This window comes from Streptomyces sp. NPDC088732 (genome assembly GCF_044751205.1).
Classification (GTDB): Bacteria; Actinomycetota; Actinomycetes; order Streptomycetales; family Streptomycetaceae; genus Actinacidiphila.
In genome coordinates this window covers 254,183-279,178 of sequence record NZ_JBIVLI010000012.1, presented here as the reverse complement: position 1 = coordinate 279,178, position 24,996 = coordinate 254,183, and the positions used below count along the sequence as shown (strand labels likewise).

The window sequence follows — 24,996 nt, the reverse complement described above, 5'->3', positions numbered from 1 at the left end:
CTGGGGGTACCCCCAGGTGCGGTGCATCGCAAGGCGGAGAGTCGTCCTCGTAGTGGGCTACTCGGACGATTCGACAACGCAGCGAGGTGCCGTGCCTGGGGGCACCTCCCAGCGAAGCTGGGGGAGCGTCGCGGGACAGGCGAGACTTTCGAAACACGCCCTAGGTGTATTGATCACGAGCGTTGTTGACATCTGCGGGGTCTTGATCACGGCGAAGACCTCCGGTGTGGTGGAGCTGTCTAGGACTGCACCGCACCGGAGGTCTTCGTGTCCCACCGTAATGCCCGCCTGACCGTGCACGGCAGGCGGCTGCTGGTTGAACGGGTCTGCTCGGGCCGACCGGTCGCTCATGTCGCGGCCGAGATGGGTATATCGCGCGCAACGGCTCACAAGTGGGTCCGGCGCTGGCGGGCCGAGGGCGATGCCGGCCTGTACGACCGTACGAGCAGGCCTCACACCGTCCCGCACCGCACACCGGCCGCTATGGAGGCCCGGGTCTGTCACCTGCGGACCACTCGCAAGCTCGGTCCGGCACGGATCGGGCCGATTCTCGGGATGCCGGCCTCGACGGTGCACCGGATCCTGACCCGGCACGGCATGCACCGGCTGGCCTGGATGGACCGACCCACCGGCGAGCCGATCCGCCGCTATGAACGGACCCGGCCGGGCGAGCTGGTCCATGTCGACATCAAGAAGCTGGGCAACATCCCGGACGGGGGCGGCTGGCGCACCGTGGGCAGGACCGCGGGGGACCGGAACCGGCAAGCCACCACCAACCAGCGGCAGAACTGCAAGCCGGTGATCGGCTACAGCTACATCCACTCCGCCGTCGACGACCACTCCCGCCTGGCCTACAGCGAGGTCCTGCCCGACGAGGGCCAGCACACCGCCATCGCCTTCTGGCAACGGGCGAACGCGTTCTTCCAGACACACGGCATCACCGTCGAACGGGTCCTGACCGACAACGGCGCCTGCTACAAGTCCAAGCTCTTCTCCCAGAACCTCACCGCCACCGGCATCGTGCACAAGAAGATCCGGCCCTACCGGCCACAAACGAACGGCAAGGTCGAACGCTTCAACCGCACCCTGCTCGACGACTGGGCCTACCTGCGGCCCTACACCTCAAACGCAGAGCGCACCAAAGCCCTGGCAGACTTCCTCCACACCTACAACCACCATCGCTGCCACACCGCACTCGGAGGCAAGCCCCCGATCAGCCGCGTCAACAACGCTCCGGGCCAATACACCTAGGCCCTGACCCGGGCGAACGCCGGCCCGGTCAGCCTGCGTCCTGCGCGGCGGGCTGCTCCGCGGGGCGGCGGAACATCCGCGTCGCGGTGATCTCGCCGTGCACCGGCTCGGACTCCGGGTCCTGCTGCGGCAGTCCGGGGCGCAGGTGCTCCTCGACGCTGATGTACTTCAGGCCCGCCCGCAGGTCGGCGTCATTGCGCAGCCGGACCACCAGCGGGAACTCCGCGAGCGCGGTGGTGTCGAACAGGCCGGTGGTGTAGATCAGCTGGACCCCGAGCGCGTCGGCGACGGCGCGCTGCAACTCCAGCAGGTACGTGGCGTTGGCGCGGCCGATGGGGTTGTCCAGGAAGAGCGTGCCCGCGTGCCGGTGCCGGTCGCGGCCGCGGTCGTTGCTCCGCAGGGCCGCCATGGTGCAGTAGAGCGCGATGGCCGCGGTGAGCAGCTGGCCGCCGGAGAAGACGTCGCCCATCTGCCCGACAGGCACGCGCTCGGCGCGCAGCACGGCGTCCGGCTTGAGGATCTCCACGGCCACGCCCTTGGGCTCCAGCGCCGCGGCGACCGCGCTCAGCAGCAGGGACATCCCGTCACGCCGCAGATCGGAGTTCTTGCGGACGGCGGCGCGGGTGGCCTCGTCGATCACCGCGCCGAGCCGCTCGCCCAGCACGGCGTGGTCCGGGTCCTCGAAGCGGATGCGCAGGAACTCCTGCCCCGACCACTCCCCCAGGCCCTCCGGCAGCCGGGACAGCCGCTGCGCGGAGCGCAGGGTCGCCAGCGAGGACTCCACAAGGCCCCGCAGCCGGTCCACGATGCTGTCGCGGTTGCGCTCCAACTGCTCCAGCTCGTCGGTCAGTACGCGCAGCCGCGGCTCGAACGCCGTGTGCCACGCCGCCGCGTGCTCCGGCAGCGCCGAGGCCGGCAGTTCCCGGATCTGCTGCCGGGCGGGGGTCCTGACCTGCTCGTAGCGGGCCGCGTTGGCGTGCCGTACGAGGACGTCGCCCGCCTCGCGCAACTGCGCCTCGGCGCCGGACAGGTCGGCGGCGCAGCCGCGCAGACCGCGGCGAGCCTCGGCGGCGGCAATCCTGGCCTCCTCCAGGGAGCCGGAGTACGGCTCGGGCTCGTCGTCCTCCTCGTCCGCCGAGCGGTCGCCGTCGCGGAGCAGGTCGCGCAGGAGCGCGGCCAGTTCGTCGAAGCCACTCGCCGCGTCCTCGGCGCCGCGGTGCGCGCGGACGAGGTCGCCGTGGGCGGCACGGGCCACCTCCAGCGCCTCGGTGCGCGCGGCGAGTTCGACGTTGGCGCCGCGCAGCAGTTCCTGGGCGTGCTCGGCGTCGCGGGGCTCCAGTTCCCCGGGCAGCCCGGTGTGCGCCTCGCCGTCCGCGGGGGCGTGCCGCTCCGCCTCGCCGCGCAGCCGGCCCAGTTGTTCGCTGGCGGTGGCGGCCCGCGAGTCCAGGGTGCCGACGAGCTGTTCGGCACGGGCGGCGGCGGCCTGCCGGGACGGGCCGTCGGCGCCGTCCGGTCCCTCCAGCAACTGGGCGGCGCGGGTGCGGACCTTGTTGCTCAGGCGCTCCAGCTCGGTGAGGGCCGACTGCTCGCTGCTCTCGGCCCGTGCCTGCTCCGCGCGCAGGTCCGCGCCGACGCCGACCTTCTCGTACAGCTGCGAGGCCGCGCGGTACGCCTCGCGCAGCGCGGGCAGCGCCCCGGCCGGGCCCTCGGCGTCCCGTTCGCCGTCCGCGGCCGCCTCGTCGGGGGCGCCGGTGATCTCGGCGCGCTCGGCGCGCAGGACGCGGGCGGTGCGGCGGGCGTCGTCCGCGGCGCGCTGGGCGGCGCGGCGGTCCTCGTCGGCGGCGCGGGCCCGCTGCAGGCACGCCTCGGCGCGGGTCTCCGCCTCGGCGGCGTCCTCGGCCAGTTCGCGGGTCCGGCGCTGCCAGGTGGCGCGTTCGCGCAGCCGGAACGCCAGGCCGGCCAGGGCGTCGGCCGCGCGGCGGGCCAGCTGGGCCGCCTCCTGCCGCTCGTCGCGCAGCCGGGTCGCCTCGGCGGCGGCCTCGTCGGCCTCCACGCGCCGGCCGCGGGCCTCGGTGAGGTCGTCGCGGGCGGTCCCCGCGGTCGTCCGGGCGGTCTCCACCGACTCGGCGAGTTCGCCGAGTCGGCCCGGCGGGCAGCCGTCCCGCCACGACGACAGCCGGGCGGCGAGGGTACGGTCCTCGGCCAGCCGGGCGGCCAGGCCCCGGATGTCCTCCTCGCGGGCGCCGGCCCGCGCGCGCAGCGTCCGGCGCTCGCCGTCGGCGGCCAGCTCGTCGTGCATCGCCGGGTTGGGCGGCACGAGGAAGACCTCCGGCTCGGGACCGGCGGGGGCGGGCGGCGCGAGGAGCGCGGCGGAGGTGCCGACCGCCACCGTGGAGCGGGGCAGCAGTGCCGCCTGCCCCAGCACCTCGCGGGCGCGTGCGTGGGTGCCCGGGTCCGTGACGACGACGCCGTCCACCAGCTCCGGCCGGGCGGCGAGCACCGCGGCGTGGTCCACCGGGTCGACGGCCTGGGCGAGGTAGCGCCAGCCCGGGAGGGCGGGGATGCCGTGCTCCCCCAGGTACTCGACGGTGGCCAGCACGTCCGCGCTGGGCGGCAGCAGACCGCCGTCGCCGAGGGCGGCCAGGATGCGGGCGTCGTCGGCGGCGGCGGTGCGCAGGTCGAACAGCTGGCGCTCGGCGGACGCGACGGCGCCCTCCAGCATCTCCCGCAACGACTCGGCGAAGCCGTCGAGTTCGGCGGCGCTCAGCGGGCCGTCCGCGGGGTCGCGCGGTACGGAGTCCTCCGGGGCGGGGCGGCGTGCGCCGGTGGCCTGCGAGGGGATCGCGGCGGCCGGTTCACCGGCGGAACGGCCGCCGTCCGCGGCCGGCGGCAGGCTCAGCAGTTCCACGAGACGCGGCTCGGCGGCCAGGGCGTCGGCGACCCGCGTCTCGGCGGCGAGGGCCGTCTCGGCGGCCGCGAGGGCGTCCGCGGCGCGGGCGGCGGCGAGTTCGGCACGGGACTCCGCGGCGGCGGCCACCCGGGCGAGGTCCCCGGTACGGCGAGCGGCCTCACGGGCCGCCTCGGCGGCGCCCGCGGCGGCCTTCTCGGCGTCGGAGGCCTCCAGCGCGGCGCGCGCCGGGTCGGCGTCGGGGGCGGAGTCGTCGAGCCATCCGGCACGGACTGCCTCGGTCGTCTCCTGCTCCACCTCGGCGAGGCGCTGCGCCAGGTGACCGGACTCGCTGCGGGCACGCTGGGCGGCGGTCGCCGCGTCGGTGGCGTCGCGATGCGCCGCCTCGGAGCGCGCCTGCAACTCCGCGGACCGCTCCTCCTCCGCGTCGGCGCGCTCGTCGGCGGTGTCGGCGGCCGCGTGCAGGGCCCGCACCAGGTCGCCCGCGGCCTTGGTCCGGGCGGCGAGCGCGGGCGCGGCGTCGCGTTCGGCCTCGCGGATGGCGGCGGTGACGCGTGCGAGGCGGTCGGCGGCGGCGCGGTGCCGCAGCACGATCTCGGCGGCCTGCCAGGCGGACTGGAGCGTGCGGGCGTCGCCCAGTTCACGGCGCAGTGCCGCGGCGCTCTTCTCGCCGACGGCGAGCGCCAGCGAGGCGTGCCGGTAGGCGAGTTCGGCGGCGATCAGGGAGCCGCGGCCCCGGGCGGCGTCGGCGTCGGTGACGGTGTGCGCGGCCTGGGCCGTCTCCTGGGCGAGGTCGGCGGCCCGGCCGCGTTCCTCGTGGGCGCGGGCCGACAGCCGCCGGGCCAGGCTCCGCGTACGGCGCTCGGACTGGGCGTGCACGGCGCGGGCCCGGTCGCGGGCGGCCGCGGCGTCCACGATGCGGCCGAGGAGTTCCAGGGAACCCGCGGTGAAGTCGCGTTCCGCGGTGAGTTCGGCGCGGCGGCCGAGCTTCCCGGCGAAGCCGTGCACGAGGTCGGCGAGCCCGTCGGTGTCGCGGGTGTCGGTGACGGCCCGCAGCAGCAGATCGGTGAAGTCGGAGTCCTTCTTGACCGCGAACAGACCGGCCGCCTCGCCCTCGTCCGCGTTCATCTCCCGCTGGTAGCGGAAGAGTTCCGGGTCGAGGCCGAGCAGCCCCAGGTGCTCGTTCCAGCGGTCGTGGATCTCCTCCCACACCACGTCCAGGTGCGGGTAGAAGCGGCCGGCGTCGGTGAGGGCGTCGCGGAAGCCCTTCATCGTCCGGCGGCGGCCCCGGGCACCCGAGGTGCCCTCGGCGGACGGCCGCACCGCGGTGGACTCGGCGAAGGGCAGCGAGTCCAGGCTCAGACCGGGACCGGGGCGGAAGGAGTACCAGGCCTCGGCGAACCGCCGCGGGTCGGAGGAGACCTGGCGGCCCCGCCACTCGCTGACCTTGCCGACCACGACCAGTTCGCCGGTGACGGTGTGCTGCCACTCCAGCGCGACATGCCCGCAGTCGTCCGCGAGCAGGAACTTGCGGAGCACGCCCGAGCTGGCGCCGCCCAGGGTGTTGCGGTGGCCCGGCAGCATGACCGAGAAGATCAGCTTCAGCAGGACCGACTTGCCGCCGCCGTTCTCCAGGAAGAGCACGCCCGCGGGCGCCGGTCGGCGAGGCGGCCCGGCCGGCTCCTCCTCGAAGAACTCCGCCTGGGCGGGGGCGGGCTGGGGCACGGGCTCGCCCACGCCGCGCAGATCCAGCACGGTGTCGGCGTAGCGTGCGCCGGCAGGCCCGATCGAGTAGAGGCGGACCCGGGACAGCTCGTACATGGCGGACTCTCGTGGTGGTGGTCAGGGATCGGGGACGGGGGCGACGGGGGTCGGTGTGCGGGACAGGGCGGGGTCGGGGGCGGGGCTCAGGAGTGGAAGGGCAGGCCCGCACCGGCGACGAGGTCCAGGTCCTCGTCGTCCTCGGGCGGCAGCAGCGCGGCGGAGCCGTCGGCCACCGGGACGATGCCCAGGTCCAGGAGCTCCGCCATCGCCGCGCTCCCGGCCATGTCGCGGACCTGCAACTGGTAGCGGGCGGTCGTGCGGAAGGTGCCGCCGGACTCGTCGCCCGTGCGCTGCAGGAAGCCGGAGTCGACGAGGAACGCCACCGCCTTGCCGACGATGCCGGTCGTGGAACCGGCGAGCCGGCGGGCGTCCTTGGTCGCGCCGGTCGAGCTGCGGCGCACATAGACGCGCCAGGCGGCCTCCAGGCCGGGGGCGTCGCTGGCCGGGTCGGTGTTCTCGCCGAGCTCCTCGGCGCGCTGCTCCAGCCGGCGGCAGGCCTGGCGCAGGAAGCCGTCGATGCCGTTGACGGTGACCCGGCCGATGTAGGCGTCGTCGGCCAGGTCCTCCGGACGGGGGAACGCCATGGCGGCGGTGGCCAGATGGGCCAGGCCGTGCAGGAAGCGGTCCCCGGCGTCGGACGCGGCTCGGCGCGAGTAGTCCCCTATGCGGACGGCGAAGACCGAGTCCTCACCGGCGGCCATCGCCATGCCCGCGCGGGGCGATACCTCGAGCACGACGAGACCGAGCCCGGTGGCGACGGCGTCGGCGAGCCGGGCGAAGGAAGGGTCCTCGCGGTAGCGGCGGATCAGCTCGGCGTACTCGGCGTCGCGGGCGGGCAGCAGCTTCGGCTGGAGCCCGAAGGCCACCAGGCGGGCGGCGTCCGCGGCGTCGGCGGGGGTGACGCCCGCCGTGCCGGCGGAGGGTGCGGGCTGGGGCGCGCTCTCGCCTTCGCGGTGGTCGCTCACGGGGTGGTCTCCTGGGGACGGACGGTGGTGCGGTGTGCGGTCGTTCGGGCGCCGGTGCGGCGCGGGGGGATGCCGGTCGTCACGCCACCTCCGAGCGGTCCGCCGCCATCCCGGCCGCGTCCAGCCGGGCGGTGCCGACGATGAGGTCGGCGCCGCCGAACTCGGGGTCCTCCAGCCGCGTGCCGTCGTCGACGGCGAACAGCAGGCGCTCCTCGCCCTGGCGGTAGGCGGTACCGACCGGCGGGCTGGCGGCGTGCACGGCCAGCAGGGCGACCAGATAGGGCAGTTCGGGATCGCGGCGGCGGGCCTCGGCCAGCAGGCCGGACAGCCGGCGCGGGGCGTCGTGCGGCAGGTCGAGCAGATCGAGGGCGGACTCCAGCTGCTCGTCGCTGAAGCGGCTGTCGTCCGGGGTGGCGATGAGGTCGGGCTCGGGCATCTCGGCGCCCAGGTGCTCACGTTCCAGCGGCGGGGTGAGCAGCGCGTCCACGAGGTCGGTGACGCGCACGCAGGACGCCGTGCGGAAGCCGGTGCCCCGGGCGAACCAGGCGTCCGTGACGCGCAGCGCCCGTTCCACGGGGAGCGGGAGGACGGGGGCGACCAGCTGCCCGTACAGGTCGAGCACTCCGACGAGGGCGCTGCCGCGCGGGGCGGCGAAGGCCTGGCGGTCCTGCTCGGCGCGGAAGATGGGGCCGGCCTCCAGCAGCCGTGACTGGAGCTGGGTGTGGCGGCGGATGCAGTCCTTGACGATGTCGACGAGTTCGGCGGCGCGGCGCTTGTTCTCCGGGTCCTCGGCCTCGTCGCGGGCCTTGCGGATGTTGGTGAGGATCGCGTTCTCGTGCCGGTAGCGGTCGGCGACGTGGGCCAGCGCCTCGTCGATCATGTCGGGCACGGTGCGCAGCCAGTCGACGGCGCGGACGTTGCGCCGGGTGGCGTCCAGGGCACGGCGCAGCGATTCGGCGTACTGCACCGTGCGGTAGCGGGCCTGCTCGGCGGCGAGCTGGGCGTCGGCGAGGCGGCCGCGGTTGACCAGCACCTCGAGCTTGACCTCGGCGGCGATCTGGGCGCTGGTGACGTCGGTGTCGAGGGCGCCGACAAGGACGTTGACGGCCTCGTCCGTGGTGCGCAGGTAGACCGTGCCGTCGCGGCCGGGTACCTCCTCGACGAGCTTGAAGTCGTAATCCCTGCGGACATAGACCCCGTCGGGGGCGAAAGTGCCGTAAACGGCACGGAAACCGCGGTCGACGCTGCCGACGTTGATCAGGTTCTCCAGCACCCAGCGGGCCACCCGCTCGTGCTCGGCGGCGGAACGGCCGGGTGCCTGGGCGGCGACGCGGGGCAGCAGCCGGGAGATTATCTGGTCGTGGTCGGCCCCGGTGTCGAAGTCCATGTTGAGGGTGACCAGGTCGATGGCGGCCAGGGCGACCTCCGCCATCGCGTACACCGAGTACTCGCCCGCGAGGTTGGCCTTGCGGACGTCGAGATCGTGCAGCGGCGCGGTGCAGGCCAGGGCCTTGAGCCGACGGGCCAGGCCCTCGTCGGCGGCGGGTCCCGGCGCGGGCCGGACACCGCCGCTGAACTGGTGCGGAACGGTGGTGGTCACGACGACAGACTAGGCGGTCCCACCGACATCGGCCGAAACGACGCGGTCCGGCCGGTCCGTCCCGCTGCCGTCCGCCTTGTCCCCTGTGCTCCTCACCCCGTCCCCGTGGTCTCCCCCCGTCCCTCCCCGTGGCCGCGCCTCTCGTGCTCGCCGCGGGAGCCCGCGGACCGGCCCGCGCCCACCCGGACGGGGGCGCGGTCCCGGGTCACGTCGTCGTCGGCGTCACGCCCGAAAGGCGTGCGAGCGCCAGCTCGGTGGCGTGCCGGGACCGCACGTCCAGCAGGCCGTCGGTGCCCGCGAGGCGGTGCCGGGCCTCCTGGCCGGCCAGCCGCATGAGGTCGGGCAGCAGGTCCGTGCAGCGGGCCACCACCCAGCGCGTGCCTTTGGTGGCCATCCACAGCACGCTCGCCGCGGTGCTGGGCCCGGGACCCCCGGGGACCGTGGACGGCGGCTCGCCGACCGGCAGTCCCTCCGCGACCAGCAGTTTGTGGAACTCGCGGGCCAGCAGGCGGTGTCCGAGCTCACTGGGGTGCAGCTTGTCCGCGCTCCACGACGTGCGGTCGGCGACCCACGAGTGGCGGGCGGCGTGCAGATGCACCGCTCCGTACCGCTCCGACAGGGCGTGCACGACCGCGTTCAGTTCGGCCATGCGCCGCCCCAGCGGGCGGGCCAGCGGCCACGGCAGCCCCAGCATGCGGCCGGGATCGGGCAGGCAGGCGGTGAGCACGACCGCGCCGTGGGCGCGCAGTTGGCTCACGACCACGTCGAGCCGCCGGGCGACGGTGCCGATGTCGAAGGAGCCGCGGAGGGTGTCGTTGGCGCCGACCACCACGGACGCGATGTGCGGACGGTGGCTGAGCGCCTCCTTCAGCTGCTCCTCGGCGACGTCCTTGGTGAGGGCGCCGCTGCGCGAGCAGTTGATCATCCGTACGTCCGAGGGCTCCGCCGCGAGACTCGTGGCCAGCAGCGCGGCCCAGCCGCGCCATCCACCGGGGACGGGGTCGCCGAGCCCGGCGGTGAGGGAGTCGCCGAGCGCGACGAAACGCACCTCGCGTGTGCCGAGCTTCGACACCATGGACGGTACGGACGTCCGCGCGGGCGGCGCGACGGGGTCGGCCGGGACGGCAGGCGTGACCGGCAGGGCCGCCGGGACGACCGGAGCGACCGGAGCGACCGGCACTACCTGCACTGTCTGTGCGACCGGCGCGGCCGTCACGGACGCCACAGCGGCCACGGGGGCCGCGGGTCCGGGCAGCTCGGCGGCGACCGGTGTGTCGGTGCCCGCCGCGGTCATGTCGCGACCTCCGGGCTGTACACCGGAGCGGCGTCGTGGGCGGCGAGGAAGGCGTTGACCGCAGTGGGCCAGCCGTACCGCTCGGCCTGGGCACGGGCGACGGCGCGCCGGATGTGCTCGGGCCGGGACAGCAGGTGGCTGACCGCGTCGGCGAAGGCGGGGCCGTCGTCCGTGGCGGCGGCACCGGCCGGGCCGAGGATGTCGGGCAGCGCGGACAGGGCGCTGGCGACGACCGGGGTGCCGCAGGCCAGGGCCTCCAGGGCGGACAGCCCGAAGGTCTCCACGGGGCCGGGCGCCAGGACCACGTCGGCGGTGGCCTGGAGCGCGGACAGCGAGTGCCGGCCCGAGACGTGCCCGAGGAAGGAGACCGGCAGCCGGGCCTCGCGGGCGCGCGCCTCCAGCCGTTCCCGCATCGGGCCCTCGCCGGCGACGACGAGCACCGCGTCGATGCCCTGGCGGCGCATGTACGCCAGCGCCTCCAGCGCGCGGCCGGGACGCTTCTCCGGCGACAGCCGCGAGCACATCACCATCAGGATCTCCGCACCGCCCGCGTACCGGGCCCGCAACTCCGGGTCGTGGTGCGAGGGGTGGCAGTTCTCCAGGTCGACGCCGAGCGGTGCGCGCACCACATTGCGGGCGCCGATCCGCTCGAACTCGGCGGCGGCCCAGCCCGTCGTGCACACGATGCGCGAGTAGTGGTGCGCGCTGCGCCGGTTGATGCGGTCGGCGGCGTTCTGTGCCATGGCGCTGGGCATGCCCCAGGTGCGCAGAACACCGTCGACGCTCTCGTGGCTCACCATGACGGCGCGCACCCGGCGGCGGCGGGCCCACTCGCCGGTCCAGCGCAGCGTCGTACGGTCGGAGACCTCCAGGCGGTCCGGGCGCAGCGAGTCCAGGAGCTGCTCCAGGCGCGGCCGTCCGGTCAGCACGCGGTAGCCGCCGGTGCCGGCGACGAGCGGGCCGGGGAGGGTGATGACGCGGCCCTGGGAGGTCATCTCGTCGGAGCCGGTGGCCCCGGGGACGATCAGGACGGATTCGTGGCCGGCGGCGACGTAGCCCTCGCCGAGGTGGCGCAGCGCGGTGCGCAGGCCGCCCGAGGTGGGGGTGACGAAGTTGGCCAGCCGGACGATGCGCAGGGGGCGGTTCACGCGGCCACCGCCGCACGGGCGTCGATCACCTGGGCGTAGTGGTCGAGCAGCAGGTCTCCGACGGCCTCCCAGGTGCGGGCGGCGACGTCGGCCCGGCCGGCGGCGCCGAACTGGTCGCGCATCGCGGGCGCGGAGGCGAGCGCCCGTACGGCCTCGGTGAGCGCGTCCATGTCGCGGGGCGGCACGAGCAGGCCCGTGCGGCCGTGCGTCACCAGGTCCAGCGGACCGCCCACGGCGGGGGCGACGACCGGCAGGCCGGATGCCATGGCCTCCTGCACCGTCTGGCAGAAGGTCTCGAACGGGCCGGTGTGGGCGAAGACGTCCAGCGACGCGTAGATGCGCGCCAGGTCGTGGCCGGTGCGCCGGCCGAGGAAGACCGCGCCGGGCAGTGCCTCGCGCAGGCTCGGGGCGCTCGGCCCGTCGCCGACGACGATCACCTTCACGCCGGGCAGCCGGCACGCGCCGGCGAGCAGCTCCACGTGCTTCTCCTGGGCGAGGCGGCCGATGTAGCCCACCAGCACCTCGCCGTTCGGGGCGAGCTCACGGCGCAGCTCCTCGTCGCGGTGCCCGGGGTCGAAGCGCGAGGAGTCCACACCGCGCGGCCACAGGTGGACCCGCGGCACCCCGTGCTCCTCCAGGTCGCGCAGCGACGCGCTCGACGGCGCCAGCGTGCGGTCCGCGGCGGAGTGCACGGCGCGGATGCGGCGCCACGCGGTGCTCTCGCCGAGGCTCAGGTACGTGCGCGCGTAGCCCGCCAGGTCCGTCTGGTAGACCGCCACGGCCGGGAGGTGCTGCCGGGTGGCGGCGGCCATGCCGCGCACGCCCAGGATGAACGGGCTGGCCAGGTGGACCAGTTCCGCGCGGTGCGCGGCGATCGCCGCGGCGGTCCGGCGGCTCGGCAGCGCCACCCGGACCTGCGGGTAGCCGGGCAGCGGCAGCGACGGCACCCGGACGACGGGACACGGGTCGTCCCCGGGTGGTACGTCGTGCGGTCCTGCTGGCGCGATCACCAGCGGTTCATGGCCCTTGCGGACCAGGTGCTCGGCCGTACGCAGGGCGCAGTGGGCCACTCCGTTGACGTCGGGAGGGAAGGACTCGGTGACGATGGCTACTCGCATACGGACGTTGTCGGCTCTCTGGGCGTGTTCCCGGCCACGTGGATCTTTCACCTTGGGGAACGGGCCGTGAGCGTTGGCCCCTCACTGGGCCTTCCGCCCGAAGCGCCGGTCCCCGGGCGAACCGGGCCCAATTGATCGACTGCCCCGAAAGGTGCCGTCCTGCGGCTGTCATGCGGCGGTGCGAGTGCCGTCCGTGCTGGGAGAACGCCGCCGGTTCCCGGCGAGTTCCCGCACCTCGCGAATGTGTCCGAAAACCGGTGCATGCCACGTCCGTTGCCGGGCCGTCCGCGACAAGGCGACGGCCGTCCGGACCTCCGCCTCCTCCGCCGGGTCGGCGGCGAGCCGGCGGAGCTGGGCGAGCCGCACGCGCGGCGAGTTCGCGGGCGGACTGCTCGCAGCCGGTCGCCGGGCCGTCCGCGACGAAGGACGGCGCTCACCCCCGGGGCCGCGCCCCAGGGAGCCTGTCAGCGGGCGGGTTCGCCCGAGCTGAGGCGGCCGCGGACGGCGGTCTGGACCTCCGCCTCCTCCGCCGGGTCGGCGGCGAGCCGGCGGAGCTGGGCGAGCACGCGGACGTCCGCGGTGGTGGCCGCACGCGCGGCGAGTTCGCGGGTGGTCTCCTCGCAGTCCCAGAGGCACTCGACGGCCAGGCCGGCGCCGAAGCAGGGGTCGGTGGACGCGAGGGCGTGGGCGGCGACGCCGCGCAGCTGGGAGGAGGAGGTCTCGCGGTAGATGTGGCGCAGTACGGGGGCGGCGCAGTCGATCCTCAAGCGGCCGGTGCCCTCGACGAGTTCGGCCAGTCCGTCGGCGTCGGCCCCCTCGTGCTGGACGAGGCGGCGCAGAGCGCCGAGGACGCGGTCGGCGTCCTCCGCGCCGCCGCGGCAGGCGAGCATCCGGGCGGCGGCGGCACCGAGCGCGTCCTCACGGGCGGACCAGGCGCGGGCGCGGGTGACGGCGGCGACGCTGCGCATGCGGGCGAACGACTCGAGCGCGGCGCGGGCGACGATCTCGGAGGGTCCGGCGGCGGCCGCCTCGACGAGATCGAGAGCGGCGCGGTCCTGGCGGTCGGCGAGATGCCTGAGGGCGGCGGCGCGGGCCGCGTCGGGACCGCTGCGGGCGGCTTCGAGGAGTTCGTCGCGGTCCTCGGGTCCCGCGACGGCGGCGAGACAGCGGGCGGCGGGCGCGTCGCGGTGTTGCGGCGGGTTCTCGGCCAGGCCCTCCTCGGCCCAGTCGAGCACGGCGCGCACGCTCCACCCCGGGGTGGGGCCGGCCGGCCGCAGCTGGCGCTGCCATCGGTCGAAGGCGGTCTGCTCCGAGGCCTTGCGCACGCGTTCCGAGACCTCGGGGTCCGCGTCCTCGGCCCACAGCCGCCACGGCCGCGGCTCGTACGCCTCGCGCAGCGCGGCGGCCAGTCGCGCGTCCCCCTCGGGGGTGCGCGGGAAGCGGGCGAGGACGGCGGGGCCGAGCGCCCGCAGCGCCTCGTCGTCGTCACGCACCGCGAGCTCGTCCAGGGCCCATTCCCAGTTGCCGCCGGAGGCGGCGTAGCGGCGGAGCAGCAGCACGGCGTCGCGGCGGCCGTAGCCGGCGAGGTGGCCGAGCACGGACAGGGCGAGGCCGCAGCGGTGCTCGTCGGGAGTGCCGGTCCCGACGGTCGCGTCGGTCCCGTCGGCCCCGACGAGGTCTTCCGGGGCGAAAAGATGCTGTTCGATGCCGTCGAGCGGACCCTCGAGCTCGGAGTACAGGCGCGCGTAATAAAGGGAGCGCGACTCCACGCGCCAGTCGTGGCGGGGGTCGCGCAGGACGCACTGCTCCAGCGCGGCGAGCGCGTCGGCTCGCTGCGCCGCGAGGGCATGCAGGGTCCCGTCTCCGCGTCCTCGCTGGAGGAGGCCGAGAAGGGTACCGCTGGGCGCTATGTCGGGGTCGAACATGAGGTCAGCATCCGGTGCGGGGGGTAGGTTGGCAACGGGATTTTCCGTTGCCGGCTGCGAGGTATCTTCGCAGATCGTCCCGGGTTCAAACCCTTCACCCAGGCCCGGGGCGGCCCGCGCGGCCCCCGCGGTCGACGGGCGGCAGCTTACCCGGACCGGGCGATTCCGCGGAGGGTGAACACGTCACGGACCGCAAGGCTCCCGGCATATGCCGGAAGCACCACCGGATCGGGTATCGCCGAAACCCTTACGGGCCCTCACGCCTTGTGCAACAGTCGTGACCGGACCATCCGTACGGCCCCAGTTCGGCCGGCGTCCGCATCGGAGACATGTTCGGAGAGCGTCATGCCGCCCCATCTGCATGAGGATCGTGCCACCACGCAACCGGAGCCCGGTGCCGTGGACGCGCTCATCTCCCAGGCACGTCAGTTGCGTGGCAAGGTCGACGCGGTGCGCCGCGACGCGGCCGACGACACGGAGGACCCGCGTCAGCGCTGGCAGCGCGCGCTGTGCGACCTGGCCGTCCACCAGCTGGACGACCTCGGCGAGCACCTCGGCCAGCTCCGCGAGGGGTTCCCCGAATCCGGCTCCGACGCCGCGGCCGGACCCGGCACGGAGCCCGGCGCCGCGGCCGCCGCGCCACCCGAGACCTTCCTCTCCGTCCCCGCTCCCGGGCGCGCCGCCGTGCAGGCCCTCGGCCGGGCCGGCAGCGCGGAGTGGGATCTGGTCACGGACGGTGTCGAGTGGTCCGAGGAGCTGTACCGCATCTTCGGGCGCGGGCGGCACGAAGGTCCGCTCACCCTGGACGAGCTGCCCACCTTCCTCTTCGCCGAGGACCAGGCGGTCCTCAGCGCCGCCGTCACCGGCTGCCTGGTGGACGCCCGGCCGATCGACTGCGAGTTCCGCATCGTCCGCCCGGACGGCGCGGTGCGCACCGTGCACATGGTGGGCGAGCCGGTGCTCGACGCCGCCGGCGCCACCGCCTCGATGTGGGCGGTGCTCCGCGACGTCAGTGAACTGCGCCGCAGCCAGCGGACGCTGCGGGAGACCCGTGACTCGCTGCAGCGCGAGCGGCAGATCGCGCGGACCGAGCACCGGCTGGCGGTCGAGCTTCAAGAGGCCGTGCTGCCGCCGTGGCGCGGCTCCCTGCGGTTCCCGCAGGACGGCGGCCCGCCCGCGGTCGACCTGGCCGCGCACTATCTGCCCTCCGCGACCAGCGCCCTCATCGGCGGCGACTGGTACGACGCGCTGCAACTGCCCAACGGCTCCGCGCTGCTGACCGTCGGCGATCTCACCGGGCACGGGGTGTCCGCGACGTCCGGTATGGCGATGCTGCTCGGTGCGCTGCGCGGCATGGCCGTGGCCGGCCTGGAGCCCGGCCCGCTGATGGGGTGGCTCAACCAGATGCTGGACAGCTCCGCCCAGCCCGCCCTGGGCAGCGCGCTGTGCTGCCGCTACGACCCCGCCGACCGCAGCCTGCTGTGGTCGCAGGCGGGCCACCCCGCCCCGTTGCTCTTCCGCGACGGGACGGGGCGGCAGTTGGAGGCGCCGGAGGGTGTGCTCCTCGGCGCCACCGCGGGCGCGCAGTACGGCCAGGCGAGCCTGCGGGTGATGCCCGGCGATGTGCTGGTGCTGCACACCGACGGGCTCACGCCGCGCCGCCCGGGTCGCGGGTCGGCCACGGACGTCCCCGTCGGGGTGCGCCGGCTGCTGGAGCTCGGCCCGAGGTTCGCCCGGGCCCGTACTCCTCAGGAGTGCGTGCGGATCGTGGTGGAGGAACTCGGCGCCCCCGAGCGCGAGGACGACGCCTGCGTGCTCATCGCCAAGTTCCACTGACCGACGCGGCCGTGCGGCAGCGGACGGTCACGGTATGCGTCACCGCTTCCACCTCACATGGCCCTGCGGCCCGTTCCTCAGGGATGTCCGAAGCGCTCGGGAGAGCCGGCTCGTTCGGCGTCGAGTCGGCTGGTCCCGGTGCGGGGCACCCGGTCGGACGGTGCGGGCGGCACGGCCTGATCAGATGGCGGTGCCACGGCGCTTCGGGGTGGGCAGTGAGTTCTCGATCTCCTCGCGCAGATCCTGGATCTTGGTGAAGTCGGCGTAGCGCGCCGTGAGCCGGTACATCTCCCGCAGCCGGTCCCAGGTGCGCACCGAGGAGTTCTGCTGGATGGTGAGCAGTGCGAGCCGTGCGTAACGGTCCGCCTGCTCCGGGTCGTCGGCGATGAAGCAGGCCGAGGCGAGCGAGATGTAGTCGAAGATGTTGGAGCGCTCCCGGCCCTTGCCGCGCAACTCCAGTGCCCGGCCCGCGTGCAGCTGCGCCTGCCGGGCCGCGAGCGGCTCGTACTCGGCGAGCGTGCGGTACGCGAGCGCCTGCATGCCGTGCAGGTCGGCCTCGTCGAACATCTGCATCCAGCTGGGCGGCGGGACGTCGCCCCGGTCGGAGGCGAACAGGTCCTCCGCCTCGCCGAGGGTGCGGCGCATCGCCTGGCCCCGGCCCATGGACGCCTGCGCCCAGGCCTCGATGGTGCAGAGCATGGCGCGGGTGCGGGGCAGGGTCTGCTCCCCCGAGCCCGACTGCGCCAGCTTCATCAGGTCCAGCGCGTCGTCGGGACGGCCCAGGTGCACCATCTGCCGGGCGGCACGGGACAGCGCCTCGCCGGCCCGCGGCCGGTCGCCCCCCTCGCGGGCGGCGTGCGCCGCGATCACGAAGTACTTCTGGGCGGTGGGCTCCAGGCCCACGTCGTGCGACATCCACCCGGCCAGCACCGCCAGGTTGGCGGCCACGCCCCACAAGCGGCGTGTGAGGTGCGTGGGGTGGTGGTAGGCGAGCATGCCGCCCACCTCGTTGAGCTGGCCCACGACCGCCTTGCGCTGCAGCCCGCCGCCGCGGGCCGCGTCCCAGGCGCGGAACACCTCGACCGAGCGCTCCAGCGCCTCGATCTCCTGGGAGCCGATGGGGGCCGCCTCGTACCGGTCGTAGGAGGCGGCGTCGGCGGCGAAGGGGTCACCGCTGGTCCGTGCTCCGGCGCCGGGCGCCGGATCGGTGTGGAGCCAGTCGTACATGGCGTTGCTGATTGCGGAGCCCGCGGCGAGCGCGGCGCCCGCGCCCACCAGACCGCGTCGGTTGAGCATGAGGTCCATTCCCGTGAATTCGGTGAGGACCGCGGCTGTTCGCTCCGGTGGCCAGGGCAGTCCGTCGGCGCTGACGGACTCCTTCTTTCCCGTACGCCGGTGCCGGCCGAACCCGAGATCCTCGATGGTTACGACACGGCCGAGGCGCTCGGTGAACAGTGCGGCCAGCACGCTCGGGACGGGTTCGCGCGGGGATTCCCCGGTCTCGATCCAACGGCGCACGCGCGATGTGTCGGTCGCCAGCTGCGGGTGGCCCATGGCCGCCGCCTGCCGGTTGACCAATCGCGCGAGCTCCCCTTTGGACCATCCGGTGAGTGCGAACAGGTCCGCGAGCCGTGTGTTGGCTTCCTTGTCCATTCAAGCCCCCAGGTTCCTCGGCACTCTTGACACTAATGGCCGGTCACGGCCGCCGCGAGCATTCGCCAGGGTTCGCCAGGGTTCGCCAGATGGTCTGCCACCCGCAATCAGTGGTCAAGTAAGAACGCGCCACCCGGCCCGGCACCCGCCGGCTCGCGAACGGTCGCAATCGAGCATCTTTCGAAAAACGCCGATCAGCGTTGAACACCTTGAGATGCCGGTGCGTACTTGTCCGCGAGGGGGCACGGCGCGTGGAAGGAACGGACCGCCGGCCCGGACCCGCATTCCCCAGGATGCGGGAACGGCCCCGGCCCGGAACCGATCCGCCCCACGCGCCGGCCCACCACCTCGTCAAGAGCTCGTTGGCACACGAAGGGATCTGTCTCCCCCTCATGTATTCAGCATCGTCCTCCGTGTCCGCACCGCCCCGGCCGACTCAGTTCCCGGGGTTCGCCGGGACAGGGACCGCCGTACGTCCGCGACCCGTGCTTCCCGCCCCCCGACGGGGCGCCCCGGGCGGTGTCTCCCATCCGCTCAGCGGGAGGCTCGACTTGACCGGCCCACAGGGCGCGCAGCTGCGCTCGGCCATCGCCTCTGTGCAGCGCATCGCCCCTGAGTTCACCCCCGTCCAGATGCTGCGCCGCAGCAGCCGCTCGGTGCTGCTCGTGGGCACCTCCGGGCGGGCGCCCGCCGTGGCCAAGTGCCTGCTCGACCACTCCCCCGGCTGGGTGGAGCGGTACCGGCACGAGATCGCCGCGTACCGGGCGTTCGTGCGGCACCGCCCGCCGGTCCGGGTGCCCCGGCTGATCGCCGCCGACCCCGAGAGCTGCACGCTGGTCCTGGAGCGCATGCCCGGACGCGTCGCCGCCCTCCAGCGGCACCCCTCCGAGGCGCCCCCGCGCGCCGACGTGCGGATGGCGCTCGGCGCGATCTCCCGCCTCAACATGTGGCGGCCGCCGGCCGGTGTCTTCGACGCCCCCGTCGACTACGCGGCCCGGCTGTCCCGCTACCACGAGCTGGGGCTGCTCACCGACCGCGACATGGGCGACCTGCAGAAGATGCTGCACGGCCTGGCCCACGTCCAGGGGCAGTTCAACCACGGCGACGCGCTGCTGTCGAACGTGCTGCTCTCCCCGGCGGGCCCGGTGCTGGTCGACTGGGAGCACGCGGGCTGGTACCTGCCCGGCTACGACCTCGCGGTGCTGTGGATGATACTGGGCGACGACCCGATGACCCGGCGTCAGATCAGCCAGATGGCGCAGGCCGCGGGACCGATCGCGCGTGACGCGTTCCTGGTGAATCTCATGCTGGTGATCACGCGCGAGATCCGCACCTACGAGACCGCCATGCAGCGCACCATGCGCAGCACCGTCCCGGCCGGTCCGGGCGCGGCGGAGGCCGGTGAGGAGCAGCGGCTGCTGCTGCGCCGGCTGCACGACGACGCCGGGCTCGCCCGGAGGGCCGTACGGGCCGCCGTCGGTACGAGGTGATCTGCGGGGCGGTTCGGGGCCGTTCCGCCCCCGCCCGGTGGCTGTGTGCCATCGCGGGACGGGGGCACACGGCCCGTCAGCCGGGACCGAACGGGCAGCGGCGGACCACTCCGCCGGCGCACCGCAGGCCACGGCGCCCGTGTCAGCGAGGACGTCGACACGGGCGCTGACATGCACAAACGCACTTCTCCTCCGGTAGTTGACGGATGATCGGACGCGGGACACCGCTGTGGTTCCCGATCCGCTCCGTGCGTCACACAGGAGGCTTCAGTGCGAGGAGTCACCCCCCACCCCGCGAGACGCCGGCACCGGAAGGCCGTCACCGCGGCTACGGCGCGTGTCACCGTGGGCGCCTTGGTGTCGGCATTGTCGGCGCTCTCCCCCGCGCCCGCCGCAAGGGCGGCACCCGCGGAGGCACGGTCCCCGCTGCAACAGGCCTTCGCGACGGCGGCCGAGCGCTACCACGTGCCCGAGAGCGTGCTCCTGGGCGTCTCCTACCTGGAGTCGCGCTGGGACAGCCATCAGGGGCTGCCCAGCGTCAGCGCGGGCTACGGGCCCATGCACCTGACCGACGCCCGCACAGCACTCGCCGGCCTCCCTCGGCGAGGTGACGGCGGGGAGGACCCGCGCGGCGACGAGCAGCGACCGCTCCACGACGTCGGCCTGCCGGCCCCGGCGACGCGTCCGCTGCCCGCGGCGCTCACCACGCTCGACCGCGCGGCCCGGCTCACCGGCCTGCGCGCCGCCGATCTGCGCGAACGCGCCGCGGCCAATGTCGAGGGCGGCGCGGCCCTGCTCGCCCAGGCACAGAAGTCCCTGGGCGCGCCGCTGAGTCGGGACCCCGCACAGTGGTACGGGGCGATCGCCCGCTACGTGGGCACCGACGACACCCCGTCCGCGGCGGCCTTCGCCGACGAGGTCTTCGAGCTGATCCGGGACGGTGCCCGGCGCACGACCGACGACGGCCAGCGGATGGCCCTGGAGGCGCACCCCGGACTCGCCCCGGACGGCGCCCAGGTCCACACGCCCGCAGGGCACGACGTCGACCGGGACGGCGCCGAGTGCCCGCTGACGGTGGCGTGCACATGGCTGCCCGCGCCCTACACCGAGTACGGCGACAAGAACTACGGCAACCACGACCTCGCCGACCGCCCCCACGACCAGTCGATCGACTACATCGTCGTCCACGACACCGAGGCCACCTGGGACACCTCGCTCCAACTGGTGCGCAAGCCCGACTACCTGGCCTGGCACTACACCGTCCGCTCGGCGGACGGCCGCATCGCCCAGCACGTGCGGACCAAGGACGTCGGCTGGCACGCCGGCAACTGGTACGTCAACGCCAAGTCGATCGGCATCGAGCACGAGGGCTTCCTGACCGAGCCCGGCACCTGGTACACCGAGGCGATGTACCGGGCGTCGGCCCGCCTCGTGCGGTATCTCGCGCACCGCTACGACATCCCCCTGGACCGGCAGCACATCCTCGGGCACGACAACGTCCCCGGCGCCACGGCCGGCTCCGTCGCCGGGATGCACACCGACCCCGGTCCGTACTGGGACTGGGCGCACTACTTCTGGCTGATCGGCGCACCGTTCCACGCCACCGCGGGCCCCACGGGCGGCCTGGTGACGATCGCCCCCGACTACGACACCAACCGCCCGGCCTACACCGGCTGCGCGACCGCGGGCGGCGCGTGCCCCGTCCGCGGCTCCGAGGCCGTGCGGCTGTACACCGAGCCGCGCGAGGACGCCCCCTTGGTGAAGGACATCGGCCTGCACCCGGCCGGCGACACCACGACCGGGGTCAACGACACCGGCGCCCGGGCGTCCACCGGCCAGCAGTACGCCGTCGCCGGGCGCCGCGGCGACTGGACGGCGATCTGGTACCTGGGGCAGGAGGCGTGGTTCCGCAACCCGCGCACCGAGCCGACCGCCTTCGACGGCCGCGGCTGGGTGATCACCCCGAAGGCCGGGCGCACCGAGGTCCCGGTGTACGGACGTGCCTATCCGGAGGCCGCCGCCTATCCGGCAGGCGTGCCGGTGCAACCCGACTCACCGCTGCCGTACACACTCCTCGCGGGGCAGCGGTACGTGGTCGGCGGGACGACGCGCGGCGAGTTCTTCCGTACGACGACCTTCGACATCGCGCAGCACGTCGTGGTGCGCGGCCGACAGCTCTTCTACGAGATCCAGTTCGGCCACCGGGTGGCCTATGTGAAGGCCGAGGACGTGACCGTGCTGCCGTCCGAGGCGGGGCTCAGCCCTGCTGGAACATCTCCGCCGGCAGGGGCTTGAGCAGCTGGTAGAGGTCGTCGGTGATCGGCCGGTCCCAGGTGGCGATGGTGACGAGCACACCGTCGCTGCGGTCGAACTGGGTGCAGGACACGCGCCCCTCGGAGAGCTTGATCCTGCGGACGATCAGCAGATTGTCGCCGTGCATGACCGGGGTGTCCTCGGTCCCGACGACCTCGACCGGCTCCTCGTTGCCGAGCGCGTCGAGCAGCTGGGCCACCTCGAAGGGAGGCTGGCCCTCTTCGAGGTCGCGGGCCGGCGAGCCCTCGGGGAGGTTGCCGATCAGCATGGCGGGACCGCGGCCGCCGAACAGGTCGTAGCGCAGGAAGATGCCCTGGCAGGTGCCGTCCTCCCCGGGCAGCAGCCCGGCGCCCAGTTCGCCCGGCCAGTCGCCCGGGTCCATGGCCAGGACGTCGAATTCCGGCCCTGTGGGCGTTGCGGCACTGCGGCGGCGGAGGAACGACATGCGCCCATCGTACGGTCACCGGGCCCCGTACGTGCCCGGGGCCGCCGACCTACACCGACAAGGCCCGCGGCAGGCCCGCCAGGTCGGTGCCGATCTTGCGGTACACCGCGGAGAGCAGGCGGGTGACGGTCTCGCCGTCGACACCGAGTGCCGCCGCGACGCCGTCCTCGTCCATGCCGCGGGCGGCGTGGGCGGCGGCCGCCCGTTCCTGCGCGGTCAGGGCGTCGGTCTCCGTGGCGCGCAGCCGGCGCGGTCGCAGCCCGGCGGCGGCCAGTTCGTCGCGGGCGCGCTCGGCGAGGGCGTCGGCGCCGCAGTGGACGGCCGTCTCCAGTCCGCGGTACAGCTGCTCGGCCGCCTCCTGGAGGTGGGCCTCGCGGCGCAGGGCGGCGCCGTGGTCGACCAGGGCCCTGGCCAGTTCGTAGCCGGCGGGGGAACGCTCCAGATGGCTGACGGCCTCGTGGAGCAGCTTGAGCCGTTCGGGCTGGGGCGCGACCTCGGCGGCCACCCGCAGCGCTTGGCCGATGGCGGAGGCGGTGCCGTACTGGCGGGCGCGTTCGACGGCTTCGGCGGCGGTGGCGCGGGCCCGGTCGGGGGTGTCGTGGGCCTCGGCCACGGCGAGGTGCAGTTGCCAGGGGCTCCACGCGGGATTGCGCATGCCGCGCGGGTCGAGGCGCCGGCCGACGGTGCTCAGCTGGGTGATGGCGTCCCTGACCAGGCCGCGGGCGAGCAGCAGCTCGCCGTAAACGGTCTGGGCGTCGGGGAAGGTGACGGCCGCCGGGAACGGCTCGCCGAACTCGTACTCCGCCGCGAGGGCGGTGGCCTCCGTCACCCGGCCGCGGGCCACCAGGATCGTGATGAGGATGGCGACGCTGTACCAGAGCACGGGAGTGCCCCGGCCGACGCGGTCGGCCAGGCGCAGGCCGTCGCGGGCGAAGTCCTCGGCCTCCGCGAGGCGTCCGCGGCGGTAGCGGACGTAGCCCAGCAGGGAGTAGCCGAAGGCGAGGTGGGCGCCGCGCCAGCCCTGGCGCTCGTAGTCGCCGATGCCGACGGCGAAGAGTTCCTCCGCCCGGCCCGGCCGGTCGGCGTACATGTAGGTCATCGCGACCAGGACGGGGACCTCGAACCCGAAGTCCTCGCTGGCCCAGGGCAGGCTGCCGGTCAGCGCGCGGTCGGAATGGGCGAGGGCGGTCTCGGCGGGCTCGCCGCGCAAGGTGGCGTCCCAGGCGCGCAGGCCGATGATGTACCGCTCGGTGAGGTCGCGTCCGGTGAGCCGGTCAGCGAGGCGGGCCAGCCGGCGGGAGCGCGCGGGCGAGTCCTGCTCGTCGCTGCGGAAGGCGTCCCACATGAACTGCTCTTCCTGCATGCGCAGGCGGGTCCGGGCGTTGCCGGCCGTGCGGGCGGCCTGCCCGACGGTGTCGGCGGCCTCGCCCAGCCGGTCGGAGTGGGCGAGGGCCTGGGAGAGCCGGTAGATGATCGCGTCGCGCAGCCCGGCGTCGGCGATGGGCTCCTCCAGCGCCGCGCGGAGGTGGTTGACGGTGGTGGCGGGCTCGCTCAGCAGGGAGGAGCAGCCGAGTTCGAAGAGGACCGCGGCCCGGTCGTCGTAGGCAGGGGGTTCCCGCAGGGCGCGGGCCAGGTAGCGGCGGGCGGCGTCCGGGGCACCGGCGCGCGTGGTGTCGCGGGCGGCCTGGCGGAGCTGCGCGACGACCCAGGGGTCGCCCTCGGGGTGGGTCTCCAGCAGGTGCCGTGCGGCGGCGGAGGGCCCGAGGCCGGCGTCGACGACCGCCCACGCGGCCTGCCCGTGCAGGGCGACGCGGATCGCGTCGGGGATCGCCCGGTAGACGGCGGTGGCGATCAGCGGGTGGACGAACTCCAGGGTGTCGCCGCCGGTGAGGATGCGGGCCTTGCGCAGCCGGTCCGCCGCGTCGGCGGCCTCCTCGCCGCCGAGGCCGGCCACGCCGGCGGCGATCGCCGGGGAGATGGACGTTCCCAGGACGGCGGCGGCCCAGGCCATGCGCACGGTGGAGGCGCCGAGCCGTTCCAGCCGGGAGATGAGCCCGCTGCCCTTGGCGGCGGCGGCCAGGTCGCGCAGCAGGTGGGCGCTGGACTCCTCCGGGTTCAGCCGCCGGTCGACGACCTTGGCGGTGAGCTCCACGGCCTCGAAGGGGTTGCCGGCGGTGACGGCCCAGCACTCGCGGCAGAACGCGTCGTCGGCGTGGTCGCCGACGGTGGCCCGCACCAACTGCCCGATGGCCGCGGCGCTCAGCGGCTCCAGGCCGATCGGACGGCTCCCGGAGCGGTCCGGCAGACCGCGGAACGCCTCGGCGGTGGCGGGCAGTTCGTCGGGCCGGTAGGCGACGACGACGAGCATGGGGAGTTCCTCGGCGCGGGGCGCGAAGGAGGCCAGCCAGCGCAGGGACTCGGGGTCGGCCCAATGGGCGTCGTCCAGGACGAGGACCACGGGGGCGCGCCGCACCGCTATGTGGGTGAGGACCCAGTCGAGTCCGTCGCCGATGCCCTGGGGGTCGGGGGTCGCGCCGCCCTCGGCGGTGCACAGGCCGAGCGCGGGGCCGACGATGCCGTACCAACTGCCCAGGGTGCTGCGGAGTTCCGGCTCGCCGGCGCCGGCGAGCTGGGGCTGCAGCAGCTGGCGGGCGACGTGGAAGGCGACGCCCTGCTCCTGGTCGCCGCCGCGCGCGAAGAGCACGGTGCAGCCGAGCTCGGAGGCCCGGCGGCGGGTCTCGGTGAGCAGGGTGGTCTTGCCGAGTCCGGCGGGGGCGGCGAAGGCGAGCAGCCCGCCGCGGCGCGGGCCGGCGTGCTGCCGCCCCGGCTCGTCGGCGCCGGCCCTGATCCCGGTGAGTTCGGCCAGCGCCTCGTCGACGGCCACAAGTTCCGCTTCGCGTTCCAGCAGTGGCCGCCGGGACTTCGGCGTGCGCTGAGTCATGTGTGCACCCCCTGGCCCTGATGGCCCTGGCCCGGCGCGCGCCGGAGCGCGCCGCTGACGTCCGGACGCCTGTCCGGTGACGTCTCAGCGTACGCCCACGGGGACGCTGGGTGAGTGGATACATGCGAACTGGTGCTGCCTGTTCGCAAACGTTCGCGCCGCGATCGGCTCCGTCCGGGAGCGTGCGGGCGGGCGGGCGGCATGACGCGACACCCAAGTGCGCGTCGCACGGCGGCAGTTCGGAAAGAACGCCACGTTGTGAGCGTATCCATCGACATGACGGTC

The 24,996-nt window shown here is 74.6% G+C and carries 14 protein-coding genes; 4 read left to right on the top strand and 10 right to left on the bottom strand.

The genetic code is table 11. The features are described 5' to 3' along the window. Nucleotides 1-267: 267 nt before the first annotated feature. Nucleotides 268-1,251 carry an IS481 family transposase gene (locus tag ACIP9H_RS22075; RefSeq protein ID WP_401960280.1) on the top strand — a complete coding sequence of 328 codons (984 nt, stop codon included), beginning with the start codon at nt 268-270 and terminating at the stop codon, nt 1,249-1,251. Between the two features lie 28 nt (nt 1,252-1,279). Here the strand turns inward: ACIP9H_RS22075 and ACIP9H_RS22070 are convergent, their stop codons facing one another. The 7 genes from ACIP9H_RS22070 to ACIP9H_RS22040 form a co-directional block, all read right to left on the bottom strand. Further along, nucleotides 1,280-5,980: a hypothetical protein gene (locus tag ACIP9H_RS22070; RefSeq protein WP_401960279.1), complete on the bottom strand. Its 4,701-nt coding sequence runs from the start codon at nt 5,978-5,980 to the stop codon at nt 1,280-1,282. An 86-nt stretch (nt 5,981-6,066) separates the two neighbouring features. Beyond that, nucleotides 6,067-6,948 carry a hypothetical protein gene (locus tag ACIP9H_RS22065; protein WP_401593712.1) on the bottom strand — a complete coding sequence of 294 codons (882 nt, stop codon included), beginning with the start codon at nt 6,946-6,948 and terminating at the stop codon, nt 6,067-6,069. A gap of 79 nt (nt 6,949-7,027) precedes the next feature. Beyond that, the gene (locus ACIP9H_RS22060; protein WP_401593715.1) at nt 7,028-8,548 is read right to left on the bottom strand and encodes a hypothetical protein; all 1,521 of its coding nucleotides are present in this window, start codon (nt 8,546-8,548) and stop codon (nt 7,028-7,030) included. Nucleotides 8,549-8,753: 205 nt separating this feature from the next. Then, entirely contained in the window at nt 8,754-9,842 is a 1,089-nt protein-coding gene (locus tag ACIP9H_RS22055; RefSeq protein WP_401593718.1) for an SGNH/GDSL hydrolase family protein, read from the bottom strand. Next, on the bottom strand, nt 9,839-10,990 hold the full coding sequence (locus ACIP9H_RS22050; protein ID WP_401593720.1) for a glycosyltransferase: 1,152 nt from the start codon (nt 10,988-10,990) through the stop codon (nt 9,839-9,841). Before ACIP9H_RS22050 ends, ACIP9H_RS22055 begins: the two co-directional genes overlap by 4 nt. Further along, nucleotides 10,987-12,108, bottom strand: a complete 1,122-nt coding sequence (locus tag ACIP9H_RS22045) for a glycosyltransferase family 4 protein (protein ID WP_401593723.1) — start codon at nt 12,106-12,108, stop codon at nt 10,987-10,989. Before ACIP9H_RS22045 ends, ACIP9H_RS22050 begins: the two co-directional genes overlap by 4 nt. Nucleotides 12,109-12,572: 464 nt before the next feature. Beyond that, complete coding sequence (locus tag ACIP9H_RS22040) at nt 12,573-14,033, bottom strand: HEAT repeat domain-containing protein (protein WP_401593726.1); 1,461 nt, start codon at nt 14,031-14,033, stop codon at nt 12,573-12,575. A gap of 345 nt (nt 14,034-14,378) precedes the next feature. Here ACIP9H_RS22040 and ACIP9H_RS22035 point away from each other — a divergent pair, with 345 nt between their 5' ends. Further along, nucleotides 14,379-15,869: a PP2C family protein-serine/threonine phosphatase gene (locus ACIP9H_RS22035; RefSeq protein WP_401593729.1), complete on the top strand. Its 1,491-nt coding sequence runs from the start codon at nt 14,379-14,381 to the stop codon at nt 15,867-15,869. A gap of 180 nt (nt 15,870-16,049) precedes the next feature. Here the strand turns inward: ACIP9H_RS22035 and ACIP9H_RS22030 are convergent, their stop codons facing one another. Beyond that, nucleotides 16,050-17,522, bottom strand: a complete 1,473-nt coding sequence (locus ACIP9H_RS22030; RefSeq protein WP_401593731.1) for a hypothetical protein — start codon at nt 17,520-17,522, stop codon at nt 16,050-16,052. A gap of 392 nt (nt 17,523-17,914) precedes the next feature. Between ACIP9H_RS22030 and ACIP9H_RS22025 the strand changes: the two genes are divergently transcribed. Together ACIP9H_RS22025 and ACIP9H_RS22020 are read left to right on the top strand one after the other, a co-directional pair. Further along, entirely contained in the window at nt 17,915-19,012 is a 1,098-nt protein-coding gene (locus ACIP9H_RS22025) for an aminoglycoside phosphotransferase family protein (protein WP_401593734.1), read from the top strand. A gap of 270 nt (nt 19,013-19,282) precedes the next feature. Further along, the gene (locus ACIP9H_RS22020) at nt 19,283-21,307 is read left to right on the top strand and encodes an N-acetylmuramoyl-L-alanine amidase (protein WP_401593736.1); all 2,025 of its coding nucleotides are present in this window, start codon (nt 19,283-19,285) and stop codon (nt 21,305-21,307) included. Here ACIP9H_RS22020 and ACIP9H_RS22015 read toward each other — a convergent pair. Beyond that, a complete protein-coding gene (locus ACIP9H_RS22015; protein WP_401593739.1) occupies nt 21,270-21,770 on the bottom strand; it encodes a hypothetical protein in 501 nt (166 codons plus the stop codon). The two genes, ACIP9H_RS22020 and ACIP9H_RS22015, sit on opposite strands and share 38 nt — an antisense overlap. A 49-nt stretch (nt 21,771-21,819) precedes the next feature. Further along, entirely contained in the window at nt 21,820-24,711 is a 2,892-nt protein-coding gene (locus ACIP9H_RS22010; RefSeq protein WP_401593742.1) for an ATP-binding protein, read from the bottom strand. Nucleotides 24,712-24,996: the final 285 nt, after the last annotated feature.